The organism is Paenibacillus sp. N22P23 (assembly GCF_059383735.1).
In genome coordinates this window covers 439,391-460,708 of the sequence record NZ_JBXENT010000004.1, presented here as the reverse complement: position 1 = coordinate 460,708, position 21,318 = coordinate 439,391, and the positions used below count along the sequence as shown (strand labels likewise).

The window sequence follows — 21,318 nt, the reverse complement described above, 5'->3', positions numbered from 1 at the left end:
TTCACACGCAACGCTGTATACTGAAAAGGACGAAGTTTCAGTGGCATGATTGTGAAAAGCTTGAATGAATGACTATTCCTAAATGGCGAGGGGAACGGTGAGTATGAATATTCAAATGGCATTAGACGAAGTAAACGCTGCAGCCAGAGAGAAATCGGAAGGGGTTGTGTTTGCCCCTATCGTGATGGCAGGTGTGCTGGATTCGGAAGCGTTGCGGCAGGTTGCTCCTTTTGTTCGAGATCGAGGATACGGAGAAGTAGTGCTTGTTGTCGATGCGAATACGTGGGAAGCGGCGGGAAAAGAGCTTGCTGCGCATCTTGAGGAGGCGGGTGAAGCTTTCCGTGTTTGCGTGCTAAAGCCCAATGCTCAAGGGGATGTCATCGCAGATGAGCGGACTATTGTGCAATTGATGCTGGAAACATTGCCACAGGTTAAGGCGATTCTGGCCGTAGGGTCGGGCACGATCCATGATATCGTGCGGTTCGTCTGTTATCAGACGGGGCGAGATTTCGTGTCGGTTCCGACAGCGGCGTCGGTGGACGGGTTCACCTCGGTCGGCGCGCCGATCATAGTCGATGGCGTGAAAATAACGGTTCCGGCAGTCGCGCCATGCGCCGTCTTCGCGGATTTGAATGTCCTTGCTGCTGCACCGCAGCGTCTTACGGCAGCGGGCTTCGCCGATATGCTCGGCAAGTTTACGTCGCTTGCCGATTGGAAATTCTCAAGTGAGCTGGCAGACGAGCCGTTCTGCCCGCTGGCGTATGAGCTCACCGAGCAAGCGCTCATGAAATGTATCGAGAACGTGAATGAGATCGCGTCCGGTTCGCACAAGGGAGTTGGCGTGCTGATGGAGGCGCTGCTGCTATCCGGTTGGTCGATGCTGCTTGTTGGTCATTCCCGTCCGGCGTCTGGCGGCGAGCATCATTTGTCGCATCATTTTGAGATGGCATACATACGAGAAGGCCGCAGACAGCTGCTGCACGGTGCAAAAGTTGGCGTGGCTTCGGTGCTGCTTGCCGAGCTGTATCGTGAGCATCTGGCTGCGGAGTACCCCGCCATCTACGGCGCACTGCCGCATCCCGACCAGCTGCGTGACTGGCTTCGCGCGGCCGGCGGACCAGCCGATCCGGATGAGATCGGCCTGTCCGAGGCGCTTATCGCTGAAGCAATGAAGGAAGCGCACAAGCTGCGGGATCGCTATACGGGCTTGAAGCATCTGGTGATGCGGGCTGTCGGCGAGAGCTGAGAGTCCGAAAATCGAACTCTCAAGCGCCAACCACCGCCAAAATGATGCTGAGAGTCGGAAAAACGAACTCTCAGCACGGAAACTAACCTAAAAGTGATGTCGGCGAGTGTTGAGGGTCCGAACATCGAACTCTCAAGCGCCAATCACCGCAAAAATAATGCTGAGAGTCGTAAAAAAGAACTCTCAGCACGAAAACTAACCTAAAAGTGCTGTGGTTGATGGCATAGTAAGCGGCTATTCCGCTTATGGACTGTCATTTGGTCGAATTCGTTTGCTATAAGCGGATATACCGCTTATAGGGCAGGCAAGTAGGGGATTGGGGTTAGTTTTACAAGAATTTCGTCGCAGTAAGCGGCTATTCCGCTAATGGAGAGTAGTTTGCTCGTTTCTGCCTATTGTAAGCGGATATACCGCTTATTGAGCTGGCAAGTAGGGGATTGTGGGTTAGTTTTACAAGAATTTCAGCGTCGACAGCGGATATACCGCTCTCGCAGCTCAGCCGCCGCCGAAAAAGCGGCGATTTCAATGATTTGGAGCATCCCGCACTAGGAGCGCAAGCTCTCACGATGCCCCAAGCACCACCTACGCCAAAAACAAAAAAGGGCCGTACCCCAGTCAACAAAGTTGACCCAGGGTACGGCCCTTCTATTTACTTCGCAGCAGGCTGCAAATAATTCGCGATAAACTTAAACGCGTTGTCTCGCTTCTCGCCATTGATCCGGATGCCGGCGATGTACTCTTTGCCGAAGACCGGAACGCCTTTCATCAGCGGGCTGTCGGAGATATCGACGCCGTATACATGCTGTTCCGGCACGTCTTCCGTCACGGTTTTCATAGCTTGTTCGGGCTTATAGCCCGGGCCAAGTTTGCTTAGGTTCTCACCATCAAGCGGAAGCAGCGAGCCATCCTGCGCGAGTTTGATAAAGTTGTCCCGATCCATGATGTAGACATCAGCCTTGTTCATCATGAGATCGATCATGCTTTTCTGAATCATCGCGGAGTCCTGCTGGCTGTTCATTTGGGAAGGCACGTACGTGAAGAACACGGTAACGCGCTTCCAATCCGGGAACTGCGACAGGAACCGGTTCTCCAGCGGCTTAAGGTCGGACATTGGGTAAGTGCCGTCCTCGCTGAAGTATTCGCCGAAGAAGGAAACGCTCACATCAACAGGCGGAAGCTTTGCAAGCTCAGCCATCTCATGGCGATGATCGATATAAGCACGCGTTCCGAAAATAATAATAAGAATGACAGCGATTACACCAAGAACATGAAACTTATAGTAATTAAAGAAATGCTCCGTTTTCTGAACGAAAGGCCCCATCGCCTTATATTTACCGTAATTCGCTTGATTAAACTGGTCCGTCGTCTTCTGATCTTCCATCTCCAAAATCAGCTTGTACGCCCGGTTAATCTCTTCCAGACTGATGCCTTGCTCTTCGGTATGTTCGGATGCTTCACGTTGCTTCGTCATACGGTCACGGCGGATCAGAATAAAATAACGTTTCTCCACTTCTTCCTTCGCTGCGCCTTCCGGCAGGCCAAGCAGCTCATAAGCCTGTTTCAGATCATTCATAAGCGGGCTACCTTCACTTTCTCTTAAACTTATACTCGTATTTCTACTAGTATACTTCCTTTGCCCCCATTCGACAAAATAAAACAAAACAGCCCCGCCATGTACTTTCTGGCAAAGGGCTGTCAGCCAACTTTTATAGCGTCCAGCGAAGCAGTAGAGCGGACTCCGTCAAGCCCCCGCCGAAGCCGTAAAGCAAGACCAAATCGCCGGTTTTGATTCGATCGTCCTTGATGGCCAGATCAAGAGCGAGAGGGATCGATGCAGCTGATGTATTGCCGTACTGCGCCATGCTAGTCAGTGTGTTCTCAAGCGGAATGCCGGTCCGCTCACAGACCGATTCAACGATCCGCATATTGGCGCTGTGCGGAACGAACCAGTTGATGTCTTCAAGCGTCAGGCTGTTCTGCTCCATAAGGGTTTGAATGCCCTTAGGCACCGTCGTTACCGCCCAGCGATATACTTCGCGCCCGTTCTGAACGATCATGCCGTTCGTCTGAATCGGCACGCCATCGATGGCAGAAGCTAGCGAGGAGCGGTAGAGATGCTGGCCGTCATTGCCTTTCGTATTGTTATAGGAAGCGAGGAATGCTCCGTCTTCGCTGCGTTCCACGAGCATCGCTCCAGCTCCGTCGCCGAACAGAATACAAGTAGAGCGGTCGGTGTAATCCGTCGCTTTGGACAGCGTTTCGGCGCCGATGACGAGAATTTTGTGATAGGCGCCGGAGAGCAGCAGGCCGTTTGCAAGCTGCAGTGCAGAGACAAAACCAGCGCAAGCCGCTTGCACGTCGGCTGCCCCGCAGGACGTGATACCGAATTCCGCCTGCACCCGTGCGGCCATACTAGGGAAGTAGGTATCCGGTGTCGTAGTTGCGACTAAGATATAATCGACGTCCTCGAGCACAACGCCATAGCGGAGCTGCAGGTCCCGAACCGCGCCGAAGCAGAGGTCACTGCAGAACTGATCCTCCGCAGCAATCCGTCTTTCTTTGATGCCGGTCCGCTGGAAGATCCATTCGTCTGTCGTCTCCACCATTTGTTCCAAGTCGTGATTCGTTAATACCCGTTCAGGGACGTAAGCGCCAAAAGCAGTTATAGCTGCCAGTGATCGTAAAGGGTGTTGCAGCATATTCTTCATCTCCTTAGTACCAGGTACTATGATCTGATATTAATAATTGTAGCGTACACCTTTTTATTGCATATGTCTATTGTTTGGTACCAAAAATGTTTAGAATGTTTAGCTGAATTCCGGAGAGGAGTTTTCAGTTTTACGAGAAATTGAATAATCATTTATTTATATGAATAATATGCTTACTTTTTTATAAATCTGTTACTTATATAGTGTGGTTTCTGTTTTGAATTATTATCCTTACTTATTATAATTACAAGTCCGAATTCAACCCTTTTCAAGAGATGGACGATTTGCTTGTGCGCTAAGGAGACGTCGCGACAACAGCAAGGCAAAAGCGAGAAAAACGATGATGATAAAACCAAACAACAAGAAATTGCCACCGATATGGTAGAGCGGGCTGCCTACAATCGGACTGCAAGCCATTCCCATATATCGAAAAAAGTTATACGCGCCGACGGCGGTCGCGCGGTTTTTCGTGAAAGCGCCAGTCAGCAGCGTCGTCTGCACGGGGAGCGAGAGACCAAGAGATAACCCGAAGAAGATAATTCCGGCTAACAGCCAAGATAATGAAATCGAGTAAAAGATAAGGAAGAACAATACCGAAATTACATTTAGATAAGTATTCAGAACGAGCAGCCTTTCTCCTTCTATCCGAGCTTGGATCTTCCCGCCTAAATAACTGCCGACCACGATGCCAAGCGACATCGGCAGAAATACCAGTCCCTTTTGCTCGGCCGACAAGCCGTAACGATCACCTAAGATGTTCGGCAGGAAGACAAGAAAGTCGTAAAATACATAATACTGAATAAAACCTAGATAAATAATGGACGATCCGATTCGATTCTGAAGAATCGCCGCGAAATCCTTGAGTCGAAAGCGACCTGCTCCGACGTTGTCCGGTTTTGTTTCCTTCAAATAGAGGTAATTGAGGATCAGTACTAGCATACCTGTTGCTGCAAGAGCGAGAAACACAGAGTGAAAATTGAACATCCCGCTAAGAAAGCCGCCGATGACCGGCCCGAGCACTGGGCCTAGCGAAACCAACATTTGAAAGGTTCCCATCGCTTGGCCGCGTTCTTTTCCATCGAACAAGTCGCTGATGACCGTAACGGCAACGACTGATCCCGCAGCGATTCCGATAGCCTGCAACGCTCGGAAGACCACAAGCAGCTCGATGCTTGCAGAGAAAAAACACCCGACTGAAGCGATAACATACAGCGATATACCGAAAAGAATGACTTTGCGGCGCCCCTTCGAGTCCGAGAGCGGACCATAGATCATCTGCATGATGGCAAGAAATAAGGTAAACACTGAAATCGTCAAGTTTACGACAAATGAGGTAGAGTGGAGTTGACTGGCAACCTCGGGTAATACGGGGGTGTAGATGGTTTGCGTGAACGGCCCAAGAAATGCAGCAAACGCTACGATATAAACAATGAATTTTCGATTCATGATGTGTAATTCCTCACTTCTGGTTCCCCCTAAATTTATTAATGCCATCGTACTTAATATCGATTATTTATTCCAACGCATTTTATGTTATAAACTCATTTACTAGAAGGAATGATAGGGGCGTGCGAAAATGGAACTTCTTCAACTGCACTATTTTCTCGCGGTAGCTCGTTCGGAACATGTGACCGAAGCTGCACGGAGTCTGAACGTTACGCAATCGTCATTAAGCAAAACGATTCAACGCCTGGAGGATGACCTAGGGGTCTCGCTATTCGATCGAATAGGCAGGAAGCTGCAATTAAATGAGTTCGGAAGAAGATTTCTTCGGCGTGCAGAAAGGGCTTTGTTCGAATTGGAACAAGGGAGGCTGGAGCTTAGCGATTTATCCAGTCCCGATCATGGCACCTTAGAATTAGGGGTGACTAGCGCAAGCGTACTGCCTGATATTCTTCGGGAATTTCGAAAAAAGCGGCCCCACATCCAATTTCATGTGCAAATGCTGACCACTGAGGAAATGGTTATGCTTCTGGATAGAGGTGAGATCGATTATTGTTTGTCCTCGCCTCCAGTTGAACGGGATGATATCGAATGTCAGATCGTTTACATCGACCCCATCCTTGTCGCCGTTCCAAAGGGGCATCGGCTGGCGGACCGGAGCAGCGTATCCTTGGCCGAGCTAAGGGAGGAATGGTTTGTCGGGGTAAAGATCGGCTACGGCACGCGCGATTTAATGGACGCGGTCTGTAAAACGGTTGGCTTTGAGCCGCATTATGTGTACGAGGGGGATGAACCGGCAAGGCTGGTCAACCTGGTGGAAGCCGAGATCGGCATAGCCTTCATACCCAGCACGGCAAGGAATACACGGGTACAAGTCCATTATCTCCAAGTCGAGATGCACGAAGTGGTAAGGGAAATCGCGTTATTATGGCACAAGAGTCGATATATATCGCCAGCTGCACAGGAATTCCGTGAGGTGGTTGTCCATTATTTCGCGGCTTTATCCAAGGCGCGATGATTCTGATGCATGTAATACACGCATTCTGGAAAGCCTATATTTTTACTCGGATGTCACATTGAAGCAAGGGGTCGGCCTACATGAGTGTCATTCATAATTACCCACTAGTCGCAGGATTGGCTGCCATAGTGATCGCGCAATTTATTAAGGTTCCTATTTATTTGATTACCCATCGGACGTTGGACGTGAAGCTCGCTTTCGGTACAGGTGGAATGCCAAGCTCACATTCAGCGGCCGTAACCTCGCTCACGACAGCAGTCGGCATCAAGGAGGGGTTCTCTTCGAGCATGTTTGCGATCGCCTGTATGGTTGCGATCATTACGATGTATGATGCGGCTGGCATTCGGAGGCATGCGGGGGAGCATGCGTCCATCCTTAATCGGATCGCCAAGAAGCTTTCCGTGCAGCGGCATGAGAAAGTCGAACCGATGTTAAAGGAGATGCTTGGTCACCGCCCCATAGAAGTGTTTGTCGGCGCGCTATTTGGCATCGGGGTAAGTATTCTGCTTCAATATGCGTATTCTTAAGTCTGTAAGTTCTAAACTTTTATAAGTAAGATCAATACTTTACATAATGAACCGAGGCGAAATCATTTCTATAATAGGATGAAAGCGATTACGTAATAAAGAAGGAGCGGTTATCATGAGTACAAAAGCAAGAGTCGCGGCCCCCAACGAGCCGATTGTGACGCATATATACACAGCAGATCCTTCTGCCCATGTCTTTGAAGGTAAGTTATACATTTATCCTTCGCATGACATCGACCATGACGGACCGACGAATGATAACGGCGATCAGTATGCGATGGAAGACTATCATGTGCTGTCGATGGATAATATGGAGTCGCCTTGCGTGGATAACGGAGAAGCGCTTCATGTGAAAGACGTACCTTGGGCGTCGAAGCAAATGTGGGCACCGGACGCCGCTTTCAAGAACAATTTGTACTACTTATTCTTTCCGGCCAGAGACAAGGATGGCATTTTCCGCATTGGTGTTGCTTCGAGCACATCCCCAATCGGTCCGTTCAAGGCAGAGGAAAACTATATTCCCGGAAGCTTCAGCATTGATCCTGCAGTATACGTCAATGATGATGGCAAAGCTTATATGTATTTCGGCGGTTTATGGGGCGGCCAGTTAGAGAAATGGCAGACCGGCTCCTACTTGCCTGAAGCCGCTGGTCCGGATGCAAATGCTCCGGCTCTTGGCCCTCAAGTTGCAGAGCTTAGCGACGATATGCTGACGTTCAAACAATCGCCGAAAGAAATTTCGATAATAGACGAGGACGGAAACCCGATCCCGGCAGGGGACGAAGATCGCCGCTATTTCGAAGGTCCTTGGATGCACAAATACAAAGGCATGTACTATCTCTCGTATTCCACAGGAACAACGCATAAGCTCGTTTACGCCGTCAGCGACAATCCGGAGGGTCCGTTCGTCTTCAAAGGAACGATCCTGACGCCGGTTCTCGGCTGGACGACGCATCACTCCATCGTGGAGTTTCAAGACAAATGGTATCTGTTCTACCATGACGCCTCGCTATCCGGCGGAGTCGATCATAAGCGCAGCGTAAAATTCACAGAGCTGCACTATAATGAAGATGGCACGATTCAAACGATTGATCCTTATAAGGAATAATTTAGGAAAAGGAACTCAGCCTTGGGGCTGGGTTCCTTTTCTATTTAGATCGGGAGTGCTGCACAGAACAGCTTCCCGAAGAGGAGCACCAGGAGCAACACATGCGCCGAAAGTGGTGGAGTTAAGTGAAGAGTGGCACCAGGAGCAACACATTCACCGAATAGCGGTGGATTGGAGTAAAGAGTAGCTTTAGGAGCAACACATCTACCGAATAGCGGTGGAATGGAGTAAAGAGTAACACCAGGAGCAACACATTCACCGAAAAGTGGTGGAGTTGAGTGAAGAGTAGCTGTAGGAGCAACACATTGGCCGAAATGCGGAGTAGTTGAGTGAAGAGTAGCTCTAGGAGCAACACAAGAAGTTCACCCAGAGGTCTACATGACAGCGAAAGCAGCGAAAATTGTGAGGTTGGCCGGTGCAGCTTTTCAGAATCCATAATTATTAAAGTACAATCCAATATATTTTCTCTATTTGCGATTCAGCGGGTTGAAGTATAATGGCAAATGTAAGTAAGCGTTTTCATATCGAAAGGGGAATCGTTGATGAATCGCAAAACCAGATGGATGTCTATGGTTACCGTAATGGCAATGATTACGACAATGTTTGCACTGTTTGCACCGGTAGAAGTGAATATCGCACAGGCAGCAAGCGGCAACTTGGCATTGACGGGTACGGCTACGGCCTCTTCTTCGCAAAGCGCAACTTATTCCGCAAGTAAAGCGGTAGACGGAAATTTGACTACATACTGGAATGCAAGCAGCACCTCGATGCCTCAATGGTTACAGATTGATCTTGGGGGGCTTTACACGTTAAGCAAGATCGATCAGACTTTCGCAAATGACGACGTATGGAAGTACAAAATCGAAGGCTCCATCGATAATGCGAACTGGGCTACGTTAGTGGACAAGTCTACCAGCGCATCGGGCAGAACCTTCAGCGACAGCGTGAACGGAGCCTTCAGATACGTGAAGCTTACCGTCCTCAGCTCTGCCTCAGGCTATACGGCCTCCAGCCAGGAGCTTACGATTATCGGCTCCGATGAAGGTTACATCATTTCACAAGGAAAAGCATACACCGCCTCCTCGAACTTAGCGAAATACGAGCCGGGCAAAGCAGGCGACGGAAATACGTCAACCTACTGGGTAGCAAGCAGCGGCAGTATGCCGCAGTGGTTGAAGGTTGACTTAGGAAGCCCCAGTATCGTGACTGGGGTTGAACAGAACTTCAAGGATTTTGACACCTTTGGCTTTAAGATTGAAGGCTCGCTGGATAATACAAGCTGGACGATGCTGCTCGATCGAACGACGCCTGCAGCGGGTCAATCCTTCAAGCAGGCTGTTAGCGGAACCTACCGTTATGTCAGACTGACGGTCACTTCCTCCGCATCGGGCTTCTGGACAGGCAGCACCGAATTCAATGTATATGGATTTGCCAACCTTGCCTTAAACAAATCGACATCGGCGTCAACGACTGAACCGGGATGGGATACCTTTAAAGCAGTGGACGGTGATCCGAACACCTACTGGCTCGCAACCGATGCGGCGATGCCTCAGACGTTGACGGTAGATCTTGGCGGGAACAGCTCGATCAAGCGAGTGGAGCAGAATTTCTTCGACCCGGATGTTTGGAAGTTCAAGATCGAAGGTTCCACGGACAACGTGAACTGGACGATGCTTGCGGACAAGACAGGAGCGGGCATTAATGGAACGTTCCTTGGGCAAGACGTCAGCGGGACGTACCGCTATATTCGCTTGACCGTTACCTATTCACAGAACGCACACTGGGCATGCAGCGGAGAACTGAAGGTGTTCGGTACGCCGCTCGAGCGCAATCTGGCGTTAGGGACATCTGTCACCTCTTCATCACTGGCGCCTGGTTACGAGCCTTGGATTGCTGTAGATGGCAACCCGAACAGCTACTGGATCGCCAAAGATGCGACCATGCCGCAATGGATTATTGTCGATTTGGGCAATAACAGCCTCATCACTAGGCTGGAACAACACTTTTTTGATTCGGATATTTGGAAATTCAAGATAGAAGGGTCAACGGATAAGAGCAATTGGACGATGCTCGTAGATAAGACAGGTGCCGGAATCAACGGTACTAGCTCGGTTACGAATGTAAGCGGAACGTACCGGTATATTCGGTTAACCGTGACCTATTCTCAGAATGGACACTGGGCATGCAGCGGAGAATTGAAGGTGTTCGGCATCGGCTCTCCCGTAACAACGAAGTGGTGGGAAAGCACGTCAGGCGTCATGAGATACTATGCGAAGTATTATAATCAGACATTTAATTATCTTACTAGCCAGTTGGATACATTGAAGTCGCAGGGTTATGGTGCAATTGAGCTAGTTGCTCCATATCCGGGCGCACCCGATGTATGGGCAGGACTTGGCGCGACGGATAATTATAGTGCAGACCCGAATCTAGGCACAATGGCCGAAATGGAAAATCTGATCAGCCAAGCGCATGCTAAAGGCATCCGAATCGTGGTCATGCTTAACCCGGGTTATGCTCGCGATACAGCGGCCATCTTCGAGAAAGCGGCCGATGATTACAGAAATAATGTGTATAGCAAAGAGCGGTATTGGTTCCACTTTAGTCCAACCCCAAGTCCTTATGAGCGCTGGACATGGAGCGCAAGAGCTAATGCCTACTACTGGGCTTACTGGGGCGATAATCCGGCAACTCCGCAGTGGGATTCCAACATTCCTTCCTATAACTTTGCGAACCAAGAATGGCGTGACGAGGTTCAGAAATATCTCCGCTTCTGGATGGACAAAGGCTTCGACGGTATTGTTCTGGACGCTCCCGTTGTTTATGACGGCATTAATGTATCGAGTAACAATTCGAGCATCACGGACATATTGCGCAATTATGATATCTCCAGCAATGCCGAAGGTGCCGGCGGACAAGAGATGATAACCGATTGGCACTATAATCTGCTGCAGGATTACGATATTACGAATTGGGGCGGAGCCGGTTACAGTACAATTATTCCGGCCATTAATAACCAGAATCCGAACGCGATAGAAGGTATTTTGAAAAACAACCGCGATGCGATCAATGCCGTGAACGGGATTACGCAAACGCCGCCGAGCTGGGAGATTGCAGGTGTATCCTCGACGAAACGTTTGCTTGAGATCGCGACCTTAACGACGATGGGCACTTTCTTCTACCTGCACAACGGGCAGCATACGATTGATCCGACGACGACGATCATTCCGACCTGGCCGGCCGCGGATCAGTCGATGTTAAGCAAGCTGGTTAAAGCGCAGAACAGCTATAAGGCGTTGTCGCCAAATGGTTCAAGGGTGAAGCTGAATACGAATGATAACAACAAGTATTATGCGTTCAAACGCACGAACAAGGACGGCTCCAGCAAAGCTCTTGTCATCTTAAACTATCAGAACGCGTCTCAAACAATCACCGTCAATCTAGCGAATACGGGTATCAGCACCTCGCAGACTCCGATCGATCTATTGAACGGCGGAGGAGCAGCCGCGATCACGTCCTCCAGTTATACGGTTACGCTGCCTGCTTACGGTTTTACAGTTCTTGGCGTGAATTGATTTAAAAGGGTTGCCGCACCATTTCCAAGTTGGAAATGGTGCGGTTTTTTCGCGTGATCTCGTAAAACAGTTATTTACTTTCTGCGGATTTCAAGCATACTTGAAGTAATGCGAATTTTGTCTAAATAAGGAGAATTTTATGATTCGTAAACCGCTATCCTTCCAGCATCGGCTAATGCTCGTTATCCTCTTGACCGTGCTGCTGCCCTCGGTTCTGATCAATTTTCTTACTTTCTCCACCATTAAGACGCAAATGCAAGGTGATGCCATCACGTGGCTGAAGGGTATTACGAACAACTCGGGGCGAACGATGGATAGTTATATCCAGCTCGTCACCGGAATCACGAAGAATCCTGAATATGATAGTACACTGATGAACATTTTCGAGAAACACATAGAAAATCCGCACGGTATGTACGGCTATTCCTATGATGAGCGCGTCCAAATCAATGGCTGGCTGGCGATGCTTAGAGGGATGGATAACAATATCTATGCCGTCAATTTCGTCGACATAAACGGTAACCGCTTTCATCTGGGGAAAAGTTTTGTGGAAGTGAATAAAGATTGGATAGATCGAACCCGTGAATTCAATGGGGGAAGCATGGTTTGGCCGCCTACAAAGCTGGAGGATGGCGAAACGGTATTCTCCGTCACTCGAACGATTATTAACCCGAATACTTTTCACGTTACTGCAACCATTCAGCTCGCCTTCCAACTGAATTTCCTTACGCAGGAGGATAATGAGAACTTCTTGCAGGAAGGTGATCTGCTTATATTAGATAAATCCGATCGGGTCATATTTGATCTTAATGGGGTTAGAACCGGCGAGCGGATGGATTGGAACAAGCAAGCGAATCAGTTCCATGTCAGTTACGATTCTGAATTAACCGGGTGGAAGCTTGTCGGCATGGTGCCTGAGAATCTCTTATTCCAGAAAGTAGATCAGCTTCGCAAATGGATCTTACTCGCCAATATTGTCTTTATTTTATTGTCCATGGTCATTGTTTATCTGCTCAGCTATCGCATAACCAGGCCGCTCTGGAACCTCAGCAAGATTATGCAGCAGGCTTCGAAAACAAACTTCATTATCGATACGATCAGCTTCAAGCGCAAGGATGAAATTGGAATGATATCCAACAGCCTCAACCTCATGGTCCGCAGGATACATAATCTAATCGACACGGTCACGGAAACGGAGCGAAGACGCAAGAAATCGGAAATCGAAGCGCTGCAATCGCAAATCAATCCTCATTTTCTCTACAATACGTTAAGTGCAATCACCATGCAGGCAGAGCTGGATGAGAACTATAAAATTTCGGATATGTCCTCCTTGCTCGGCAAGCTGCTGCGCTATTCGATCGGCAGCCAAGAGGAGTGGGTAGAGGTCAGGCAAGAATGCGATTATATCCGAACCTATATTCGGATCATGCAATTCCGCTTTCCTTTGATTCAATTCGACCTGCAGATCGACGACAACGTCAATAATTGGTTAGTTATTCGCCTATTGATTCAACCGATCGTGGAGAATGCGATCATTCACGGGATTGTTCCGAAGGGGAAAGAAGGGCTGGTCAACATTCATGTGGGAGAGAAGCCCGCTGATTCCGGCGAAAGCAGGTTGTTTATTTCGGTCAAGGACTCCGGTGTGGGCATGGACCAACAAACGGTCGACGCAACCATGTTGAGACTGAAGGAATATGAAGACCAACCCGGTGGTATCGGACTGCAAAATGTGTATAATCGCATCGCGCTCTCCTATGAAGGCGATTTCGAATTCACACTGCAAAGTAAATTAGGAATAGGTACGTCGTTCTATATTGAAATCCCCAGGAGGATTCGCCATGAGAATCATGATAGTCGAGGATGAAGATCTGCTTCGTGAGGGACTTGCTAAGATGATCGGACGGATGAGTTTGAACTGCTCCGTCGTTGCGGTGGCGAGTAATGGAGAGGAAGCTTTAGAGCAATTATCTCATATCGGTGTTGATCTCATCATTACAGACATTCGCATGCCCAAGAAAGACGGGCTGCAGCTGCTGGAAGAAGTCATGCTGCTGAACCCTCATATACGCTCGATCGTGCTTAGCGGATACGATGATTTCGAATATGCCAAACGAGCGCTGAAACTAAATTGCAAAGATTATATATTGAAGCCTATTATGTATCACGATCTCTTTGAACTGCTTGGGAAGATTGAGATCGAGTTTAATGCCGTGCAGAAGAAAATGATCGAAGAAGTGAAGCTGAAAGGGATTCTGAATCAGAATCAGGTTCTCATCAGGCATGAATTTCTAAGAACCTTCATTCAGCTCGAGAAGGTGCAGCACGTCGAGACCATACTAGCCGAAGCTGACAATATTGGCATTCGTCTGAAAGCAGCCGACTATTCTCTACTCGCGATACAAATTGAAGAGAAGCTGGAGACGAAAAGTAAATATGGCAAAAGTGATTGGACGTTAATGAAATACGCCCTTCACAACATCGTGGAGGAATTAACAGGCTATGCCCCCTGTTATTATGACGAGCAGGAAGTGCTGATCGTACTCTATGAGGGCAGTATGGATGAAGAACATGTGCATGGTTTAGCCAGCCAGATCGTCATGAAAAGCAGAGAGCTGCTGAAATTAACCGTTTCGATTGGAATATCGGACAAGCAAGATCTGCGAAAGATGTTTCTCGGTTACCAGCAAGCAACGCGAGTGTTGAAGTACCGTCTAATCGCGGACAGTCCTATTATCGTCTTCTCATCGCATGCAAGCCGTAATCAGAACAATTCCATTAAGCCCTATATGGATCAATTAGCGGAGCTGTTCGATCTTGATCAAGCCGAGCTGGTCATCGAGCGGCTCAAACAATGGTATGAAGGGCTTAAACAAGCGGAACTAACGCTTGATGCCATTGAAATGATGGAGAAAGAAGCGAGAATTGTCTTTCATTCCTTACTGAGGCATTTCGTCAAGGAATTGGGGGATCAGGAGCATGATCTCGGCGCAGCAATCGGCATGATGGAGTCGGCGGATTCCTTCTATGCGAGAATGAATCCGATCATCAAGGTGCTCAAGGAAATCAGTTCGGACAGCAAGAAAGGGAAAATCGAGAATCGAACGTCGGAGCAAGTGATGAAGTACATCAGGGAGCATTTTCACGAGAATATTACGCTCACTTCGATCTCGGAATATATCTACATGAATTCGGCTTATTTGAGCGTCATGTTCAAGAAGAAAACCGGAAAAAGCATCATTGAATACTTAACTGAGGTGCGAATGGGAGAAGCCAAGAAGCAGTTAATACATACAGATTTAAAAACCTATCAAATTGCGGAAAATGTCGGATACAACGATGCGGCCTACTTCTCTACGCTGTTTAAGAAATATTGCGGCGTTTCGCCTCAAGAGTATAGAACTATAAATAATCCAAGATAATCTATATTTCCTTGATGGGAACCAAACCTATACCCCTATACAATGAAGCAGTAGACAATTCATATGGTCCAGTCAAAACAAATGGGGGGAACCAAAGAATGAAGAAGAAAAACGTGTTGCTCAGCAGTTTGGTAGCGCTGTCAAGCTTGTCCCTAGTCGTAGCCGGTTGTTCCAGCAACGATAATTCGGAATCGAACAAGAATGCAGCGGCAGAGACCAATACAGCTGCCAATACAACGAATAATGCGCCTGCAGCCGAACAATCAGAGCCGATTAAAGCGCAGTTTTACTATGATTTCGCGGGAATTACCCAGTACATAACCGATGTCAACCCAATTGTTCAGGCATCAGACAACGTAACGTTCGAAGGCGTTCCATACACGGATACAACAGCTTATCAAACAGCTGTGCGTATTGGATTTACGACACAAGAAGCGCCGGATCTATTCAAATGGTGGAACGGATATAAATTGAAAGAGCTGGCTGACAGCGGAAACTTGGCTGATATGACAGAGCAGTGGAAAGAGCTTACCGCAGATGAGAACGGGATTCTGCCTTCGCTCGCGGGTCCATTGACTGTCGATGGCAAGATTTACGGCATTCCGGCTTCTGCGCATTATTGGACGATTTTCTACAATAAGAAGGTATTCGCGGATAACGGCTTAACTCCACCGACCACGTGGGATGAGTTAATGAAAATTTCGGATACGCTCAAAGCGAAGAACATAACGCCATTCGGAACTTCGATCAAGGATACATGGAACGGATTTATCTGGTTCGAGGATCTCCTAATCCACTCGTATCCTGATTTCTATAACAAGCTTGTTATCGGTGAAGCGAAATACACGGATCCTGAAATGGTAGAAGTGATGGAGCTGTGGAAATCGATGTACGACAAAGGTTATTTCTCGAAACCGATGACAATGGACACGGAAATCCCGCCGGCATTCGCCAAAGGTGAAATCGGCATGTATTTGGTCGGAACTTGGTATGAAAGCTTCCTAAACGCAGCGGGATTGAAGGCGGAAGAAGGATACGGTTCGTTCATCATGCCTGCCATCAAGCCGGAAGCCGGCAAAACCGTTATCTCCGAAATCACGCCATTCCTAGTCTCGCAAAATGCGAAAAACCGTGATGAGGCCATTAAAGCTGCCATTGCGATTACGAAGAAAGAACCGAACGAGAAGCTGCTGGCCGTATTCGGCGGTGTGCCTACTCGTAAGGATGTAGCAGCAAGCAGCCCAACGATTAAAGCGCTTGTAGACAACATTTCCAAAGACAACTACACAGCCATTACGCGTTACTGGGAAGCGACACCATCGGAGCTTTCCGAGTACGGAGCAAGTGAATTTATCCGCTTCATGCTCAATCCGGACCAATACATGGATGTCTTGAACAACATCCAGAAGAAAGCTGATAAATACTGGGCAGAACATAAATAATAGTCGATAGGGTTAAGGGGCGATAGCGGCCTCTTAACCCTGCTTATTATCGGGACCTATGGGAGTGTGACTAGATGAATTACTTCAGAAAACATGGAGAAGCGTTGCTTTACGTATTACCTGCCGCCCTGATGATTACTGTTTTTTTTGTGTCCTCCGTCATCTACACCTTCTTTGTCAGCTTTACGGATTGGGATGGATTGACGAAGTCGCACTGGGTCGGTTTGAAGAACTACATCGAAGTGTTTAGTGATGTCACGTACATTACTTCACTCAAGAATACGTTCATGTGGGTTGCCTTGTCATTGGTACTTCCGGTTGGACTTGGACTTCTGCTCAGCATCTTATTGCAGCAAATTAAAGGCCAACGCTTCTTCAAGAATCTGTTCTATATGCCTTACGCGATGTCCTTAACGGTCGTCGGTGTGATCTGGATCTTTCTATTCTCCTCTAGCGGAATCAATTATCTCCTAACGCATATAGGGCTCGAATCATGGGCCAAGGATTGGCTGCGTACGCCTTACTACAATACATTTGCGATGCTTGTTGCCTCTTTATGGCAGGGAACGGGTACCAATATGCTACTGTTTCTGGTTGGCTTAGGATCATTGCCGAAGGATCCGTTCGAGGCTGCGGCGATCGATGGCGCGAATCGGTTCCAAACATTTTGGAAAATTACGCTGCCTCTCTTAAATCCGGTGACCATTGTCGTTCTGGGGTTAGCGCTGGTCAATAGCTTCAAGACGTTTGATATTATCTGGGTCATGACGCAAGGCGGACCTTACCGTTCCTCGGAAACGCTGGCTGTTACGATGTATCGTGAATCTTTCATGCTGTTTCACTTCGGACAAGGTGCGGCGATCTCCATGCTGTTGACGGTGTTAACCGTTGTTGCATCTTGGTTTTATTTGAGAAAAACAATCGTGGAGGAGTGAGGGCATGAAACAGCTTGCCATTGGAATTAAATATATCATCGTCATCACGCTAGCGATTTTATGGATTGCACCGGTCCTGTTAGTGCTGATGAACTCGACGAAATCTTTTGTAGACTTTACGAACGGAAGCATGTGGGCATGGCCGAAGAGCTTTCATTTCTTCCAGAACATCGAGGAAGCATTGAATGTGGGGAAGCTCACCAAATATGTGAAGAACAGCTTAACTTATGGTGTAGTGGGGGCTGCGGCTAGTATTCTAATCTCGGCCTTTGCGGCATATGGTCTGGTTGTCCTTCGCTTAAAAGGCTCCTTCTATTGGTTCTTGCTCATCTATAGCGGCACGATCTTTCCGTTCCAAATGTATCTGGTTCCGTTGTTTTCGGGATTTCAGAAAGTGGGCATCTATGATACGTTCTTTGGCATGTGTTTGTTTTATACCGCCATCTGTATACCATTCTGCGTGTTCTTGCTGCGTAACTTTATGGCGACCATTTCGCGAGAATATGTGGAAGCAGCACAATTGGACGGCTATACGACGTTCGGCATTTTATTCAAAATCATTTTTCCGTTCTTGATTCCGCCGATTTCCGTCTTGTTCTTATTCCAGTTCACGTTTATATGGAATGATTTGATCTTCGGGTTGATCTTAACGCGAAGCGATGATATCCGGCCTATTATGTCGGGACTTGCCGCTATGCAAGGGGTCTACGTCTCTACGGGGATTACGACGCTGATGGCAGGTATCGTGGTGACGTCCATTCCTACGCTTATCCTGTTCTTTGCCCTTCAGAAGAACTTTATTAAAGGGATGCAGATCACGGTGAAATCGTAGAGGTTGTCAGGTATCGCTAACCAGAAAGGAGGAGCAAGAATAACTCTTGCTCCTCCTTTTACATATTCGGCTTATTTATTTGGCAGTAACCAAGTCTTTCGCATAATCCGTTAGCACGATCGTCTTACCGCCATTTAGGCGGGATTCCTCTGCTGCAAACGCCATTAAGTGACTGCGAACAGATGCGGCAGCGGACGTTAAACCTTCCTGACCGTTGTAGTGTCGAACTTCACTTAAGAAGCTGCGGACGATTCCGGCATCACCGCCTCCGTGTCCAGTTGTTTGGGGAGGAATCGTAATTTCCGTTTTCTGATGAGTCAGAAAATCATACAGCGTAATTTTATCTTCTTCCGCCCGAAGCTCGCCCCGCGTGCCCATAATTTGAATTCTTCGCTCCTGCTCGAACGTAAAGCCGCACATGCTGAACATCGCCGTGGCACCGCCATCGAATTCCATGTTTACGACCTGGTGGTCAACGACATTGTTATCGCTTCGATAGACGCAGCGGCCATAGTCGGTCTCCCGCATACCTTGAACGATATTTTCCTTAACCAGATCCGGCGTGAAATGCCGTGCCCAGCCTTTGAACTGATTGCTCAAATAGAATCGAGGTGCCGAATACGGGCAGGTAGATTCAACCGAGCAGTCAAGGCAGCGCTCCGCTGAGCCTTCAGGAGCATGGTCTGCGTTGAAATGCATCAAGGAACCAAAGGAGCTGACACGGGTACACGGTTTGTCCATGAGCCAGGAGAGAACGTCCATATCATGACAGGATTTGGCCAATATCATCGGACTTGATTTGTCCGAGTTGTTCCAGTTGCCGCGTACGAAGCTGTGTGCGATGTGCCAATAACCCACGTTCTCGTTCAATTGAATGGAGGCTACCTCTCCGATTCGCCCATCTGTAATCGCCTGTTTGATTGTTAACCAGAAGGGCGTATACCGCAGCACATGACAGATGGATAACAGACGATCATTGTCTCTGGCTGCTTGTTCCATATCCAGACACTCAAGCGGGTCCGGCGACATCGGCTTCTCTAGAAGAACGTGATATTTCTTATTCAACGCCTGCATCGTGGGCTCATAATGCATTCGATCCTGCGTGCAAATGACGGCAATGTTAGCAAGCTGAGGCTGTGCCAACAGCCCCTCCCAGGATTCGTAGCAGTGCTCGGGCGGGATGCCATGCGCCTGCGCCATTTTATCACGGCGCACCGGATCAGCTTCCGCTACGGCAACAAACTTCAGCTCATGCGGATAATCCAGTGCAAAAGGCGCGTAGCCCCCTGCACCTCTAGATCCGGCACCAATCAATACAGCAGTTAATTGACTCATTAGCTTCATGCTCCTTTTCCATATGTCATTCTCTCGCAGTAAAGAAGCTTTGCACCGCTCAGTTCATTTATTGGGATGTGAATCGATCCAGTGCAGCTTGGTAGATTGCGATATAACGATCAAGTCCCATTTTGTTAAGTGTTGCTACATAATTGTCCCATTCATCGAATGAAGCGTTGCCTACGATGAATTTATCTCTCATCTCATCTACGTAAGTTTGAATATCGGTAGCAAGTGTCGTAAGCTCGGTTTGCTCTTCGCTGGTGAAATTGAATGCCGGCCAAATTTGATCCTGCTTAAGTGTAAGTGCTTCGGATTTCTTCGCATTCTCAACCGACGTTGGAAGTCCTTCTGCGCCTTTAAAGAACTGCTGCTTTACAAATCCCGGATAGTAGCCGCCAGGCCATACTAAATATTGGCTGACTGCTTGATCGAGCGAGAGGCCATTTGAATTGCTCTTGATCTCATCGGTGTAGTCTACCGTACCGTCTGCTTGCTCCTTATACGTTTGATCCTTCCAGCCCATGAAGAACAATTTGATGCCTTCCTCGCTGTAGAAATAATCCATCCAACGCATCATCGCCTCTTGATTCTTAGCTTTATCCGTCAGTACGAACATCCCGATGTTTCCTAGCGGAGAACCAATATACGTAAAGGTCTGATCGCCGTGAGGTCCTTTCAGCACTGGAAGACCGACATAACCTTGTTGATTGTAAATGGCCACAGGATCTACGTTGTCGATGACAGCAAGTAGACCGCCTGTTCCTTTGGCGTCAATTTCTTCACTCTGCACAGAAACGATATCCTTTTCCAACAGACCATCCTTGTACAGCTTGTTTACATATTGGAGCAGCTCCTTGTAGTTGGGATCCGTTGCAACGAAGCGAAGCTTGCCTGTTGACGGATCCGTATCGACATAAGCATTGGAGTTGCCATGATTATTAAGACCGAAGGAGCCCTTCAAGTATCCAAGCAGACCGGTTGTACCTACACCGCCCCAAGCAATCTCATCTTGCTTGCTGTTGCCGTTAGGATCCTTCTCCTTGAAGGCTTTCAGCATGTTATAGAAGTCATCCAGATTTTGCGGCTCTGCAATGCCCAGCTTGTCGAGCCATTCTTTCTTGACCCATGGCGTGTTATAGAAAACAGATTTGAATTCAGGATCATAGATAGTTGGAAGTCCGTAGATATTACCGTCCGGCATCGTAATGCCTTTTCCGATGATGGGGTATTTATCCATGAGTGCTTTGAAATTAGGTGCATAATTATCAATCAGGTCGTTGAGCGGTACGAATACGCCTTGCTTTCCGTATTTGAACAGATCGGAGCGGGAGAATGCGGACGCATAAAACAATTCAGGATATTCGCCGCCTGCGAGCAAAATATTCCGTTTTTCCTTGAGACTGTCTTTCTGTGTGGTGTCCCAAACCATATGAACGTTGGTCATCTTCTCGTATTCCTGCCACAGCTTCAGATTGTTCCAGTCCGCATTGGCAAATAGCTTCGCTGCGAACCCTTTCACCGTAATTTTGTCATTCACGATCGGGAAACCGGCGGTGTTCAGCCCAGCTACTTCTTCTTTGCTTGCAGGTGCACTCGTTTCATTGTTTGTCGCGGAGCCGGTGCCATTGTTGTTCCCGTTATTGCTGCTGCAGGCAGAGACCATGGATACCGATAGTGCGCAGGTCAACAGAATACTCCCCATTTTTGCAACCTTCATTGTTTCT

15 protein-coding genes are annotated in these 21,318 nt (G+C 48.1%); 10 read left to right on the top strand and 5 right to left on the bottom strand.

All coding sequences use genetic code 11. The features are described 5' to 3' along the window. The first annotated feature begins 103 nt into the window (after nt 1-103). Nucleotides 104-1,246: a sn-glycerol-1-phosphate dehydrogenase gene (locus AC506A_RS20110; RefSeq protein WP_495462783.1), complete on the top strand. Its 1,143-nt coding sequence runs from the start codon at nt 104-106 to the stop codon at nt 1,244-1,246. A 649-nt stretch (nt 1,247-1,895) separates the two neighbouring features. Here the strand turns inward: AC506A_RS20110 and AC506A_RS20105 are convergent. The 3 genes from AC506A_RS20105 to AC506A_RS20095 form a co-directional block, all read right to left on the bottom strand. Beyond that, nucleotides 1,896-2,819, bottom strand: a complete 924-nt coding sequence (locus AC506A_RS20105) for a J domain-containing protein (protein ID WP_495462782.1) — start codon at nt 2,817-2,819, stop codon at nt 1,896-1,898. A 133-nt stretch (nt 2,820-2,952) separates the two neighbouring features. Next, nucleotides 2,953-3,945 carry a ketoacyl-ACP synthase III gene (locus AC506A_RS20100; protein ID WP_495462781.1) on the bottom strand — a complete coding sequence of 331 codons (993 nt, stop codon included), beginning with the start codon at nt 3,943-3,945 and terminating at the stop codon, nt 2,953-2,955. Between the two features lie 267 nt (nt 3,946-4,212). Then, nucleotides 4,213-5,400, bottom strand: a complete 1,188-nt coding sequence (locus AC506A_RS20095; RefSeq protein ID WP_495462780.1) for an MFS transporter — start codon at nt 5,398-5,400, stop codon at nt 4,213-4,215. 130 nt (nt 5,401-5,530) lie between these two features. Here AC506A_RS20095 and AC506A_RS20090 point away from each other — a divergent pair, with 130 nt between their 5' ends. The 9 genes from AC506A_RS20090 to AC506A_RS20050 all read left to right on the top strand — a co-directional run bounded on the left by AC506A_RS20090 (nt 5,531) and on the right by AC506A_RS20050 (nt 18,256). Further along, nucleotides 5,531-6,415, top strand: a complete 885-nt coding sequence (locus AC506A_RS20090) for a LysR family transcriptional regulator (RefSeq protein WP_495462779.1) — start codon at nt 5,531-5,533, stop codon at nt 6,413-6,415. A gap of 80 nt (nt 6,416-6,495) precedes the next feature. Continuing rightward, nucleotides 6,496-6,942, top strand: coding sequence for a divergent PAP2 family protein (locus AC506A_RS20085; RefSeq protein ID WP_495462778.1), 447 nt, complete (start codon nt 6,496-6,498; stop codon nt 6,940-6,942). A gap of 115 nt (nt 6,943-7,057) precedes the next feature. Continuing rightward, nucleotides 7,058-8,050 (top strand): glycoside hydrolase family 43 protein, encoded by a 993-nt coding sequence (locus tag AC506A_RS20080; protein WP_495462777.1) that lies wholly within the window; start codon nt 7,058-7,060, stop codon nt 8,048-8,050. A gap of 542 nt (nt 8,051-8,592) precedes the next feature. Continuing rightward, the gene (locus tag AC506A_RS20075; protein ID WP_495462776.1) at nt 8,593-11,625 is read left to right on the top strand and encodes a discoidin domain-containing protein; all 3,033 of its coding nucleotides are present in this window, start codon (nt 8,593-8,595) and stop codon (nt 11,623-11,625) included. A 139-nt stretch (nt 11,626-11,764) separates the two neighbouring features. After that, entirely contained in the window at nt 11,765-13,492 is a 1,728-nt protein-coding gene (locus tag AC506A_RS20070) for a sensor histidine kinase (protein WP_495462775.1), read from the top strand. Next, on the top strand, nt 13,467-15,047 hold the full coding sequence (locus AC506A_RS20065) for a response regulator transcription factor (protein WP_495462774.1): 1,581 nt from the start codon (nt 13,467-13,469) through the stop codon (nt 15,045-15,047). Before AC506A_RS20070 ends, AC506A_RS20065 begins: the two co-directional genes overlap by 26 nt. Nucleotides 15,048-15,145: 98 nt before the next feature. Continuing rightward, nucleotides 15,146-16,489: an ABC transporter substrate-binding protein gene (locus tag AC506A_RS20060; protein ID WP_495462773.1), complete on the top strand. Its 1,344-nt coding sequence runs from the start codon at nt 15,146-15,148 to the stop codon at nt 16,487-16,489. A gap of 74 nt (nt 16,490-16,563) precedes the next feature. Next, nucleotides 16,564-17,424, top strand: coding sequence for a carbohydrate ABC transporter permease (locus AC506A_RS20055; protein ID WP_495462772.1), 861 nt, complete (start codon nt 16,564-16,566; stop codon nt 17,422-17,424). A 4-nt stretch (nt 17,425-17,428) separates the two neighbouring features. Next, the gene (locus tag AC506A_RS20050) at nt 17,429-18,256 is read left to right on the top strand and encodes a carbohydrate ABC transporter permease (protein ID WP_495462771.1); all 828 of its coding nucleotides are present in this window, start codon (nt 17,429-17,431) and stop codon (nt 18,254-18,256) included. 75 nt (nt 18,257-18,331) lie between these two features. On the opposite strand, the gene AC506A_RS20045 is transcribed toward AC506A_RS20050, so the two are convergent. Further along, a complete protein-coding gene (locus AC506A_RS20045; RefSeq protein WP_495462770.1) occupies nt 18,332-19,591 on the bottom strand; it encodes a Gfo/Idh/MocA family protein in 1,260 nt (419 codons plus the stop codon). A 67-nt stretch (nt 19,592-19,658) separates the two neighbouring features. Then, on the bottom strand, nt 19,659-21,311 hold the full coding sequence (locus tag AC506A_RS20040; RefSeq protein ID WP_495462769.1) for a type 2 periplasmic-binding domain-containing protein: 1,653 nt from the start codon (nt 21,309-21,311) through the stop codon (nt 19,659-19,661). Between the last annotated feature and the right edge of the window lie 7 nt (nt 21,312-21,318).

Excerpts from the sequence above, each read along its gene's own strand:
- AC506A_RS20085 (WP_495462778.1), top strand. The coding sequence starts at position 6,496 with ATGAGTGTCATTCATAATTACCCACTAGTCGCAGGATTGGCTGCCATA.
- AC506A_RS20095 (WP_495462780.1), bottom strand. The coding sequence starts at position 5,400 with ATGAATCGAAAATTCATTGTTTATATCGTAGCGTTTGCTGCATTTCTT.
- AC506A_RS20055 (WP_495462772.1), top strand. The coding sequence starts at position 16,564 with ATGAATTACTTCAGAAAACATGGAGAAGCGTTGCTTTACGTATTACCT.
- AC506A_RS20080 (WP_495462777.1), top strand. The coding sequence starts at position 7,058 with ATGAGTACAAAAGCAAGAGTCGCGGCCCCCAACGAGCCGATTGTGACG.
- AC506A_RS20070 (WP_495462775.1), top strand. The coding sequence starts at position 11,765 with ATGATTCGTAAACCGCTATCCTTCCAGCATCGGCTAATGCTCGTTATC.
- AC506A_RS20090 (WP_495462779.1), top strand. The coding sequence starts at position 5,531 with ATGGAACTTCTTCAACTGCACTATTTTCTCGCGGTAGCTCGTTCGGAA.
- AC506A_RS20075 (WP_495462776.1), top strand. The coding sequence starts at position 8,593 with ATGAATCGCAAAACCAGATGGATGTCTATGGTTACCGTAATGGCAATG.
- AC506A_RS20105 (WP_495462782.1), bottom strand. The coding sequence starts at position 2,819 with ATGAATGATCTGAAACAGGCTTATGAGCTGCTTGGCCTGCCGGAAGGC.
- AC506A_RS20040 (WP_495462769.1), bottom strand. The coding sequence starts at position 21,311 with ATGAAGGTTGCAAAAATGGGGAGTATTCTGTTGACCTGCGCACTATCG.
- AC506A_RS20100 (WP_495462781.1), bottom strand. The coding sequence starts at position 3,945 with ATGCTGCAACACCCTTTACGATCACTGGCAGCTATAACTGCTTTTGGC.
- AC506A_RS20065 (WP_495462774.1), top strand. The coding sequence starts at position 13,467 with ATGAGAATCATGATAGTCGAGGATGAAGATCTGCTTCGTGAGGGACTT.
- AC506A_RS20060 (WP_495462773.1), top strand. The coding sequence starts at position 15,146 with ATGAAGAAGAAAAACGTGTTGCTCAGCAGTTTGGTAGCGCTGTCAAGC.
- AC506A_RS20045 (WP_495462770.1), bottom strand. The coding sequence starts at position 19,591 with ATGAGTCAATTAACTGCTGTATTGATTGGTGCCGGATCTAGAGGTGCA.
- AC506A_RS20050 (WP_495462771.1), top strand. The coding sequence starts at position 17,429 with ATGAAACAGCTTGCCATTGGAATTAAATATATCATCGTCATCACGCTA.
- AC506A_RS20110 (WP_495462783.1), top strand. The coding sequence starts at position 104 with ATGAATATTCAAATGGCATTAGACGAAGTAAACGCTGCAGCCAGAGAG.